The organism is Companilactobacillus zhachilii (genome assembly GCF_003606365.2).
GTDB lineage: Bacteria > Bacillota > Bacilli > Lactobacillales > Lactobacillaceae > Companilactobacillus > Companilactobacillus zhachilii.
This window is the reverse complement of record NZ_CP031933.2, coordinates 752,893-764,065: the sequence shown is the minus strand read 5'-3', so window position 1 is coordinate 764,065 and position 11,173 is coordinate 752,893. Positions and strand designations below refer to the sequence as shown.

Below are 11,173 nucleotides of genomic sequence, written 5' to 3'. Positions count from 1 at the left end.
CCGCTTGGAGCCAAGGTCTCCAAGCTCGATTTTGAGCTTCGCAAAGTACGCGAATCTCAAAATACGTCCGTGTTGTAAGAACTCCTTCGTCGTCCTCACAACACATTCACTGATGCCTGTATCGCGCACGCTCTTCAACTATAATTTAATAACCCTTTTCCGTGGATATAATTTAATTAATAAATAATATTTAAATCAAAAACCATTTTTAGTTAATCTGGTAAAATTTGAACACTTTGCAACAAATTATCTTTAACTACCATCTTAAATGGACTCACCCCATTAAAACCATTTCCTGTCACTTTTAGATTAACAATCCATGTATTATTGCTTTCTTTTTTGGCATTAACTACTTCAAATTGTGATTTTTTGCCAATATTATCGGTTTGATTCCAGCTAGCTATCCCTTCATGTCCCTCATACTCTGTTCCCCAATCATTCAAGATTGCATCAGTGGTAAATGTTTGGACGAAGTTTTCTGAATCGGCTGTATTGGTGTAATTTACGAAATTATTGATTGCTTCTGGTAATGTTTGTTCGCTCATGTTTTTCTCCTTAATATACAATTTGAATACATTAAACAACTTTCCTATTATATTGTCGAAAATTTAGAATTCAAAAAATAAATGCACGATGCTTTTCAAATATTAACGAATTAACAACTTTTGTGGAATCGTCGCAAGTCTTAAATTTCGAGCTTTGTTCTTGAAACTTGTACAATTTTTAAAGCTTACCCTTCGCCACTTTTGTGAAAGAGTTAACATGTTTTAAATAATTCTCTAATTAACTGTACTTCTTCCATACAAAACGTATTATAATATCTGTATAAACATGATACTTGTATAAACATAAAGGAGGATTGTTTTTATGTTAATCAATAAGAAATTATTTAAGTTAACTATCACTTCAAGCCTCACTATTGCATCAGGTTTATTACTACTGGGTAGCGCGACCACAGTTCACGGTGAAACTACCCCTGCTGATACAACGACTACTGAACAGCCAACTCCACAACAACCTACCGATGACACTACCCCACCTGGAATTCAGGGTAACGTTATTGCCAGCGGCTTGGATGGAACTTCTCATTACTATTTGACTAATCAAGGTACTGTTTATTTAACGGACGGAACTCTTAGCAAAGATGATACTCGAAAATTAGTCACTAGTTCTTCAGCAGCACTCGTGACAAAAATAGATACCTCTCTGGCTTCAAAGAATGGTGTCTATGCTCCGCCAGACAGTTCAAGTTTATTTAATAGCCTTACGAATTTGAAAGAGTTAGATCTATCAAATCTAAATACTTCAAACGTTACGAATATGTCACATATGTTTGCAAGTACACAAATGAAAGAAGTTGATTTATCTAATTTCGATACTTCAAAAGTGACTAATATGAGTCATATGTTTTATTCCAGTACTTTTACCAGCTTAGATATTTCCAGCTTTAATATGAAATCTGTTGATCCATATGCAGATGGGGGGCGTGGCAGCAATCCTAATTTTCCAAGCACATTAAAACAAATTACATTCGGACCAAAAAATGTGTTTGTTGAATATGTTATGCTACCTACACAAAATGCCAATGGCTCCTCCACATATGCTGGTTGGCAAAATACAGGGACCGGTGCTGCCGCCAGTGGCAGCCTTAAGTTACCTAATAACCATCCAATAAGTGAATTCTATGACGGATCTGACACCAAAAATGGTGTCGAAACATTTGTCCCATATGGAGTTACAGAAAAGCATTATGATCCCATCAAATTAACTTTAAACATTTACTTAAACGGTAAAAAAAATCGTTTATCAAAAGAATATGATATTCCTTTCGTTGATGGAGTTTCACAAGTACCATCAGATTTAAGTTTTCCAAAGATTTTTTCCGACTGGAAATTTGATGAAGATAAAACTACTCTTCAAGAAAATGATGATGACTTAATGACAGTGGACGACATCAAAGATTCTGGGTACGATAATATAGAAAATTTGCCACAGACTATTCTTTCCGAACAGAATAATCTCCAAGGAACTTACGATGCTGGTGATACTTACACTATAAATATGTACTATACTGGCCAAGAACATCCCACACCCACTCCCCCAAGCCACAACAATACCGCAAGTCATAACAATTCTACAAATCACCATGACTCAGAAGTTCCACTATCTTCACAAATTGAGAACATCGCTACTTACTCTGACAAACCAAACGTTGAACTTTGGTCACTAAATCGTCATGATTCCGGTTCAGTAACCAAGATATCAGATAGAGTTCTTGCTTCAAATTCTGATTGGTATGTCGATAAGAAAGTAACCATTAATGGTGAAGATTACTTAAGAGTTGCTACAAATGAATGGATTAAAGCTAATCAAGTTTATTCATATAAGGACTTTAAAGGCTCTGTAAGAACTAATCACGGAACTTACAAATATCTATATACGGCTGCAGGTAAACAAGTTGGTGATCGTGCTTTATCAGCCAACAGTGATTGGAAATCCGACCGTACTATCAATTTAAATGGCACGACTTATTATCGTGTTGCCACAAACGAATTTGTTAAAGATAATGATATTAGTATTAATTAAAAATCTATATATATAAACAATAAGGGGAAGTAAAACTGGGCTTAGCCAAGCTTTACTTCTCCTTATTTATATCATCCAGACTCTAAACACTATCCGAAATCGTCCAACTCAAGGTTGTCTTATAAGTTCCGGCAACGTTTAGTTTTGATTGGAGATATAGCAGGATTCCGTTATCTTTATCCCAGCCGAGTGAAAGTAATTCTTCATCTTTATTGGTTGTAGCCACAACTGCTGGTCGTTCTAGTAAATCAGTATATTCACCATTGTTATAAAAACGGAGGTTTCCTGCAAATACGTCCCCTGTCTTTGTTTGTAATGGAGCATCTTGAGAAACCGTCACTGTCAACGGTTCCTTATTACGACGCATGTCTTCAACTTCCATCATATTATTAGGTAAATTCAATTCATCTTGACGTGGCAATGTTTTACCAGTACCAACACTATTGATTGTGCCATAGTCAATATCACTTACCTTATTAACAACCACTGAATTGGTCGTGTAATTCAAGGTTTCATCATTACCAAATTTTTGATAAATATTATTATCATCGTTCATACCAGTAATATAAGGAACTGAAGTATAACTGGTTTTAGCTTCGATTCCGGCAACGGTCGTATTAACTTCAATGTCATGACTTTCATTGATCTTGAAATTTAATCCTGCAATAACCACGTCACTACTATTGGTGTCGTCATTATCTTTGACTTCATAATTAGTCGTATCTTTGCCATCAACTTTGACACTTGTGACTTGTGTCCCCTTCCGCAAAGGCAATGTATATTCTGCATCTTTCAAAGTTCCAGAAGTGCTGACATTTTTAACAGTATCTGTGTACTTCACGGCATCACCATTATTAACTCCAAACAAAACGGTATTAGTATTGTTATTGTCCGTGAACGTTTCGTTCTTCAAAGTATTAGTTAAAGTAAGATCTGGTCCGCCCTCTGGCAAAACATGCAAATAGGCATCTTCTGTCGTATAGGAGTACGTTTTACCATTATATTTAACTGAAACAATAGCTAAGAAGATCGTTCCATCATCGTCCAAAGTTGTCTCTGGTGTTGTGTATGAAAGTGCTTGTGGGTCATCTTTTTGAATTTGAGTTCTCGCATGAGTGATAGGGTCTTCTTTATACCATTTAACCGTGTAGTCACTATTACCGTCACTATCTTCCTCATCTTCATCGTCTAAATCACCAACGTTACCACGAAGATCAAAGGTAGCTGTGTTCCCGGCATGGACAGTCTGATCTTCTAGTCCACCACCAACAGTAACTATGGTCGAACCTTGAATATCATCACCGATAGGATTATGCATTGTAGCCGTAACCTTAACTTTTCCACCAAGTCGATTAGTATTCGCTGTAATCAAACCAGTTTCTTCATCGATAGTTGCCAAATTAGTATCGTCCACACTCCAAGTAACCGTACCAGTAAAATTGGCCGGTGTAGGAATTGCATGAGCGTAAGTTTCAATATTAACAATATCATTCACTGAATTGTACAAATAATCGTCATCAGTAACGACTTTGACTTCTTTAGCATCAACTGGCTCTGGAACGGCATGGACGGTAGCAACATTAGAATACAGTTCATTTGACTTGATCCATCCAGTAAGTCCCGTCCAATATGTTTCCAATTGATAATATGTCGTACCCTCGTCACTCGGTGTTAACGTCAAATTTTTATTTGTCCCAGAATTCTTTGTTGATACTTTCGACCACGTTTTCCCATCAGTCGACTGGTACCATTGATATCTACGAACCATGAAAAGTGCTCCAAGTATCTGAGCAATCATTGACCGTCTAGAATCCGCATAAAGACCTTTTGTCTGACCAATTTCAATATAAGTTTGCTCAGCCGGCTGTAAAATATAACCACTCCGAGTACGAAGTCCCAAGAATGATCTTGCATTGCCACTTGGTTTCTTATATGGCGTTACTTCTGTCGTCTCCGCTTCGTCAGCTCTAACTTGTTTATATCTTCGATTGAACGAAGAGGCAGATAATATGGAAATAAAGATGAGTACTATTAACCAACGCTTTTTTAATTTCCGCATCATTAAACCCCTTACATTATTTAGTATATGAATTATATCATCAGACAAATTGTCAATATAATCAGTTTCAATAATTATATTTTTACTATAATGACATTAATTATAAGAAAGAATATTTGACTTTTTGTTTCATATATAAACTAATTTGTTAAAATATGCCGCCTCCAGGGGCAAGAAAATTTAGGTCGCTGTGGGGACCGACGAAAGCCAAGGTCTTTCGTCTCGATTTTGAACCTCGCAAGGTACGCGAGTTTCAAAAGTCGTCCCGTGGTGTAATGGCTGAAGCCATAACGCCACCTTCACAGCGACCTAAATTTCTTGCTCCTTCCGGCTCGGTTCTTCATTGGAATGCTTGAGTATTAAAGTGTAAATATTGCCATTACAGCGTTGGATGGGAATATGGTCAAGGCCTAAGTATGCTTTTGGTGTTCAATCAAAAAAATCAAAGTCATAATCTCTTGAGGCAGGTTATAGAATCGAATATCTAATCTTTTCTATAACGTTCAATTTAAAATAATTCGACGCCCATTTATCAAATTAATTATTACATCATATTAAAAATAACAAATGCATTAGTCTCTGGGCACAAGAAATATTGGCAGCAGTGCAGGTGGCGTTAGAGCTTTAGCTCTTACTCCACGGGACGAGTTTTGAGACTTGCGGTCTATGCAAGGCTCAAAATCGAGGTCTGAGACCTTGGCTCAGGCCGGTCCCCACAGCGCCAATATTTCTTGTGTCCAGAGACGGCAAATATCCAAGTTTAAAACTAGTGCCATAGTAAATGTTTAAAATTTTCTTTACTCTTTGTTAGTTTTCCTTTAAATATCTTTAAGATACCTATATAAAGCCAATTTGGGGATTTTTTTCATGTTAGAATGACACTAATTTAATGTTAGAAGGGAATTATTATGGGAAAGAAAAATACACACGACTTTTCCCATAACGGGGAAAGAACTATGGAAAATAATGTACTCTCACCTAAAATCAAAAAAATAGCTCGCGATGATGTGGAAATCAAGGTTCATTATGTTGACTCCCTTGGCCAAGAAATCGCAAAACCAACTACGATCAAGGGGCATTATTTAGATAAGCTAGATATTCCTTGGCAAGAAATTCCAGGATATGTTTTGTCTTCTGTGACTAATTTCCAACAAACATTCATCCCTAATTCTGACGGAATTTATCTGGTCTATGCTAGTCAATTATCAGCACCAGTTATCGTGTACCACCGCAATACCGACGGTAACCTGATTTCTGACCCCCAATACCTTGAAGGTGACTTGAACCGTCAATTCGACACTAAGCCACTTGAAGAAGCCAATCATTTCTTAGTTCACTCACCAAGAAAAGCTAACGGTCAATTCACTGCACATGTTCAAGAGCAAGAATATGTTTACAATGTTTTGCCAACCAAAAATTATAAAATCAATAAGAACCTGTTTGTAGAAACGACCAACAATGTTCATGTATTCAATAAGCCTCTAAGTAAAACTCCTTTGGAAAAAACACTTCCTTATGGGACAACTTGGAAGGTTTACCGAGCAGTTCAGGAAACATATAACAAAACTATTTGGTATAACCTTGGTGGCAACACTTGGATTCCTAGCACCGAAAGTCTTAAAACTTGTGTTATTAAGCAAAATTCTCCTCGCCAAGAAATGCTAAACAGTCCTTTGGCAGAAACTGCTAATAACATCAGCTACACATATTCGGTTATTGACCAAATGACAATTAAGCGTTCCGTTAAAGTAATGTACTATCAGGATCAATACATTACCGCTTGGAAAACTCCTTATGGCGACATGGACAATCAACGTTATCGTGGTGGACAAAATGTTTTTGTCAAACAAATCGTTCAGTTAGATAATTACAGCGTTTGGGCTGAATTGAGCGACGGCTATTATATTGAAAGTAAATATTTGAATTTATAGAAAAAAAGACGTTAAAACTCGTGTCTAACATGGGATTAACGTCTTTTTTAGTCTTAAGAATGGTATAATGTAAGCGTATACAAAACGTGGGGTGTTAATAGCTTAGATTTGCGCTCGGCTTCAAAGGAGAGATTATTATGGAACACAAGGAAAACGAAACAGAAGAATTGATTGGCCTAATTGTTATTTATATTTTTGCATTCGTGGCGGTATTCTTGGGCCTCTTCGCCCTCTACTTCCACTTTACGACCGATATGTCAGTAGCTTGGATGATTAAACTGTTATTCGTCGATTTGACCTTGATGATTGTTGCCATCCTGAAGCCCTTATTTGATATTACGTTAGATTTCTTTAGAGATATTTTGAAAAATTAAAGGAAGTGATGTTCAGCTTTCGAGCATTAAGGCAAATAGTTCCGTAATCCGGTTTGGGGTTGCTGGGACTATTTTTGCTTTAAGCGGAAAAAACTAGCCATCTTTTAGCTTATTTCCAACTTTTATTACTCGGATAGATTCCCTTTTTTGGTTGCAATCTATTTCAGTTAAGGTATGATATATGTTGTAATTAACATATGTCATATATGACATATGTATCAAAGGAGATTTCTATGAACTATTGGATCTTGGCTTTAACCTTTTTAAGTGTCAATTTGGATTTCTTTTTCATGTTAATTTTTTTGCTGAAAAAATATAAACTATCACACGTTATTTGGGGCTATCTCTTAGGAAATATTATTTTACTGATTGCCAGTTTCGTTGTCGGTAAAGCATTAGCTGCCTTTCTGCCTGAGTGGGTTTTGGGAATACTGGGGATATTACCAATTTACATGGCCTTTCACGATGATGATGACGATGATGATAATCAAAAGACAACTAATAAGTCTGAAACAATCAGCACTTTGGTCACCTATTTATCTGTCTGTGCCGGTTGCAATCTCTCAATTTTCTTACCCGTTTTGGTTGGTGAAACAATCACTAACTTCCTCATTACCCTAGTTTTTATCGGTACTTTAACTATTTTAGTTGTTCTGCTAATCAAATTAGTTGCTGATATGCCAGTCGTTTCTAAAGTTATGGAAGCTCATGGAGAAAAGCTTATGAAAATCTGCTACGTCCTTATCGGTTTGTACGTCTTTTGGGATAGTGGATTAATCAGTCACCTTATTGCCCTATTTTAAAGTAGTCCTGCTGTATACTATATGTAAGACTTAGCAAAGGACTTATAACAATGGCTAAAAAAGAGCAAGTTAAATTGATTGATTCTAAACATTTAATCGAATCTGAACGAATCTTTAAATTACTCAGCAACCCCAATCGTTTGCAAATGCTAAAGCTTTTGGAAGACAACACTTTAAACGTTAATGAAATCGGCCAAGCGCTTGATTTGGAGCAATCGGTTGTCTCTCACCAGCTATCAATTTTAAAAAAGCACCAGTTGGTGAGCTCAAAAAAAGAAGGCAAATTTAACTATTATCGGTTAGACGATCCACATATTTTGGACGTCATCAACGAAATGTTAGAACATGCTGATCACGTTATCCGTGGTAAAAAGCATGGCGAATAAAAAATAACCTAAGACTGATTTCTGGTGAATTCTCACTAAAACCAATCTTAGGTTATTTTTTACAAACTTCCCAATGCAAATACTAACGGTATCGTAATTAAGCTCAAAATAGTTGATAAACTCATCAGTGAAATGGCTGGTGCAGTATCACCCTCAACTTGTAAGGTAAACAACACGACCAATCCAGCTACCGGACAAGCTGCCATTACTACCGTCGTATAAAAAGCTATTCCCGTTACACCGATAACTTTCAACAAAACAATTCCAATAATGGGAAACAATAAATTACGTAATAAAATAGTCAACCCAATTTCTTTATTCAACATATCACGACTGAATTTGATATTTGCTAAGCTATTTCCAATCACAATCATCGAAAGTGGCGTATTAACTGAACCAACATACTTGATAACTTGATTAGGCGTGGATGGTATCTTGATTGAAAAAATAAATAATAAAATACCTAGGAAAATGGCTAGAATATTAGGATTCAGCAACACTTGACGCCAATCAGTTTTCTCCACCACCCCATTATCATTATCTTTAAACAGTGACACACCCTGTGTCCAACTAAAAATATTGAACGCTGCCAATGATACGACGGCAAAGAAAACACCTTCAGAACCAAATAATGAACTAATCAACGGTATCCCCATGAACCCAGCGTTTGAATAAATACTGCCATACTGTGTTATCCGACGTAAATTTTGATTTTTCAAACGACCAAAAACTAATTTAGCTACGATAATTTCAATAATATAAAGTAAAAACACGCCTGCAATTGCTAGCAAAAATTGTTTGATTCGGCTGCCTGAATACGGTTGCTCAAAAGCATTAATAATTAAACATGGCGAAACAATATACAATAATACATTTGTTAAGTCGCTCGATGTTTGTGAATGCATAAATTTTAATTTGTTAATTAAAACCCCAACTAGCATTAAACAAAACATCAAAACAATTTGATTGATCAATTGTCCAATATTCATATGATGTACTCCCCTCGGTTAATTCATTATACAAATATTTCATGCCAAAAAGAAAGAGCTGCTATGTATGCCGCTGGAGGATGCAACGAATAAGTCGCTGTGAGGACCGATTCTAGCCAGAAAGCAGTCTAGAATCTCGATTTTGAACTCCGCATAACCCGCGAATTTCAAAATACGTCCTGTGGAGTAAGCAATAAATTGCTAACACCACTACCACTGCTGACTTATTCGTTGCATCCTCCAGCTAGTGTATTATTTAATATTCAATATTATTACTTAAAGCAAACCTCCCCAGCAATCCAAAATCTGTTCTTTTCACTTTCAGTTATGGAATAGGACGTAAAAAAAGTTAGATACCTTTTTCTGATATAAATCCAGAAAAATTATCTAACTTTTTTGATTAAATTCGACGGCGGCTTGTTGATGGATAACCTAATTGCTCACGATATTTTGCCACAGTTCTTCTGGCAATCTGTAAGCCATCTTCCTTCAACATATCGGAAATCTTTTGGTCACTCAATGGTTTCTTCTTATCTTCATCGTTCAAAATACCTTTGATTTTATTCTTCACTTGATCAACCGATTGGGCTTCACCTACAGTGACTTTACTACGACGTGAGAAGAATTGTTTCAATTCAAAAATACCAAAGTCAGTTTGAATATACTTGCCATTAATTGTCCGACTAACGGTTGATTCACTCATTTGTAACTTTTGTGCCACATCCCGAATCAATAATGGTGCCAATGAATCTGTTTCTTGCATGAAGAATTTATATTGAGCCTTCACGATACACTTGCCAATAATTGAGACTGTATCTATGCGGCGTTGTAAATTATATTCCAATGTTTGATATTGATTATATTTATCCCGAATATACTTCTTAACATCCTCATCAGTTGATTTAACCAAATTATCATACGTTTCCTCCGCAAAAATCAACTGTGGTTGACCATATTTAGTTATTGATAACGTCAACTTGTCACCATTTTTCTTAACAGCTAACTCTGGAACGACGTATTGTTCATTTTGTGATGTATAACGTTGACCAGGATTTGCGGATAATGACTGAATAAAATTGATATCCTCTTGTAATTCAGCATTGGAGATTTTTAGAGCACGCTTTAACTTCTTCCATTCATGCTTAGTAAATAATTCAAAATTATCACTCAACATCGACATAATAGCTTTATTAGCATTATCAGCTTCAGCTTGTAAGTAAAGACATTCTTGTAAGTCACGAGCCCCTATCCCGGGAGGATCGAGTTGATGCAACAAAGTCTTCGCATCCAACAACATAATTGGGGTAATATCGTCTACCTCATCAAAAATTTCATCATCTGATAGCGTTAAATAACCATTCGGATCAAGCTGCTCAATCAAGTAAACTACCAAATCACGTAATGGTGTTTTACGCATCGTCAATTGAACTTGATCTAATAAGTATTCAAACAACGATTGTTGCTCATCTTTAATTTGATATGAACCACTACCCTCGTTATCAATAAATGGCATATCTAAATTGACCCGCACGTCAAACAGCGGATTCTCCAAACTCTGTTCATTCAAATAATCAGCCAAATCAATGGCATCCGATTGCAAAATTAAAATTGATTGGCGCATCCCTTGCGTCAAAGATAACCCTTGAACTTGTTTTTGGTTTAAATTCTGTTTAAGCTCCATCAGGTTCACTTCCTCTCTATTGACTAATAATTAAGTATCACAAAATATTTTATAAATTATTTTCCAGTTAGTTATTATGACATCGTCCCAATGACCAGAAAATTTGAAAATAACCTAGCCGGAAGGAGTCAGAAAATTAAGTCGCTGTGAAGGTGGCGTTGGCACTTTAGTGCCTACACCACGGGACGACTTTTGAAATTCGCGTACTTGGCGAAGTTCAAAAGCGAGATTGGAGACCGCTTTTTGGCTCCAATCGTTCCCCACAGCGACTTATTTTTCTGACTCCTGGAGGCGACCATCTAAAAGCGTTTCCAATTTAATAACTACTATAATGATAGCGCTTTTTCATTAATTTGTATTTATT

The 11,173-nt window shown here is 36.2% G+C and carries 9 protein-coding genes; 5 read left to right on the top strand and 4 right to left on the bottom strand.

Features of this window, described 5'->3' with window-relative positions; all coding sequences use genetic code 11:
• Nucleotides 1–212 precede the first annotated feature (212 nt).
• On the bottom strand, nucleotides 213–545 hold the full coding sequence (locus D1B17_RS03285) for a nuclear transport factor 2 family protein (protein ID WP_120143055.1): 333 nt from the start codon (nucleotides 543–545) through the stop codon (nucleotides 213–215).
• A 322-nt stretch (nucleotides 546–867) separates the two neighbouring features.
• Between D1B17_RS03285 and D1B17_RS03280 the strand changes: the two genes are divergently transcribed.
• Nucleotides 868–2,586 carry a BspA family leucine-rich repeat surface protein gene (locus tag D1B17_RS03280; RefSeq protein WP_120143056.1) on the top strand — a complete coding sequence of 573 codons (1,719 nt, stop codon included), beginning with the start codon at nucleotides 868–870 and terminating at the stop codon, nucleotides 2,584–2,586.
• Nucleotides 2,587–2,668: 82 nt separating this feature from the next.
• Here the strand turns inward: D1B17_RS03280 and D1B17_RS03275 are convergent, their stop codons facing one another.
• Nucleotides 2,669–4,648, bottom strand: coding sequence for an Ig-like domain-containing protein (locus D1B17_RS03275; RefSeq protein WP_120143057.1), 1,980 nt, complete (start codon nucleotides 4,646–4,648; stop codon nucleotides 2,669–2,671).
• Between the two features lie 953 nt (nucleotides 4,649–5,601).
• Between D1B17_RS03275 and D1B17_RS03270 the strand changes: the two genes are divergently transcribed.
• The 4 genes from D1B17_RS03270 (at nucleotide 5,602) to D1B17_RS03255 (ending at nucleotide 8,139) form a co-directional block, all read left to right on the top strand.
• Nucleotides 5,602–6,576: a MucBP domain-containing protein gene (locus tag D1B17_RS03270; protein WP_240704447.1), complete on the top strand. Its 975-nt coding sequence runs from the start codon at nucleotides 5,602–5,604 to the stop codon at nucleotides 6,574–6,576.
• Between the two features lie 137 nt (nucleotides 6,577–6,713).
• Nucleotides 6,714–6,950 (top strand): hypothetical protein, encoded by a 237-nt coding sequence (locus tag D1B17_RS03265; protein WP_120143059.1) that lies wholly within the window; start codon nucleotides 6,714–6,716, stop codon nucleotides 6,948–6,950.
• 233 nt (nucleotides 6,951–7,183) lie between these two features.
• Complete coding sequence (locus D1B17_RS03260; RefSeq protein WP_120143060.1) at nucleotides 7,184–7,753, top strand: cadmium resistance transporter; 570 nt, start codon at nucleotides 7,184–7,186, stop codon at nucleotides 7,751–7,753.
• Nucleotides 7,754–7,803: 50 nt separating this feature from the next.
• A complete protein-coding gene (locus D1B17_RS03255; protein WP_120143061.1) occupies nucleotides 7,804–8,139 on the top strand; it encodes an ArsR/SmtB family transcription factor in 336 nt (111 codons plus the stop codon).
• Nucleotides 8,140–8,198: 59 nt separating this feature from the next.
• Here the strand turns inward: D1B17_RS03255 and D1B17_RS03250 are convergent, their stop codons facing one another.
• Nucleotides 8,199–9,128, bottom strand: coding sequence for an AEC family transporter (locus tag D1B17_RS03250; RefSeq protein WP_120143062.1), 930 nt, complete (start codon nucleotides 9,126–9,128; stop codon nucleotides 8,199–8,201).
• A gap of 400 nt (nucleotides 9,129–9,528) precedes the next feature.
• Nucleotides 9,529–10,809 carry an RNA polymerase factor sigma-54 gene (gene rpoN, locus D1B17_RS03245; protein WP_120143063.1) on the bottom strand — a complete coding sequence of 427 codons (1,281 nt, stop codon included), beginning with the start codon at nucleotides 10,807–10,809 and terminating at the stop codon, nucleotides 9,529–9,531.
• Between the last annotated feature and the right edge of the window lie 364 nt (nucleotides 10,810–11,173).

Coding starts and splice junctions, on each gene's coding strand:
- D1B17_RS03285 (WP_120143055.1), bottom strand. CDS start 545: ATGAGCGAACAAACATTACCAGAAGCAATCAATAATTTCGTAAATTAC.
- D1B17_RS03280 (WP_120143056.1), top strand. CDS start 868: ATGTTAATCAATAAGAAATTATTTAAGTTAACTATCACTTCAAGCCTC.
- D1B17_RS03275 (WP_120143057.1), bottom strand. CDS start 4,648: ATGATGCGGAAATTAAAAAAGCGTTGGTTAATAGTACTCATCTTTATT.
- D1B17_RS03270 (WP_240704447.1), top strand. CDS start 5,602: ATGGAAAATAATGTACTCTCACCTAAAATCAAAAAAATAGCTCGCGAT.
- D1B17_RS03265 (WP_120143059.1), top strand. CDS start 6,714: ATGGAACACAAGGAAAACGAAACAGAAGAATTGATTGGCCTAATTGTT.
- D1B17_RS03260 (WP_120143060.1), top strand. CDS start 7,184: ATGAACTATTGGATCTTGGCTTTAACCTTTTTAAGTGTCAATTTGGAT.
- D1B17_RS03255 (WP_120143061.1), top strand. CDS start 7,804: ATGGCTAAAAAAGAGCAAGTTAAATTGATTGATTCTAAACATTTAATC.
- D1B17_RS03250 (WP_120143062.1), bottom strand. CDS start 9,128: ATGAATATTGGACAATTGATCAATCAAATTGTTTTGATGTTTTGTTTA.
- rpoN (WP_120143063.1), bottom strand. CDS start 10,809: ATGGAGCTTAAACAGAATTTAAACCAAAAACAAGTTCAAGGGTTATCT.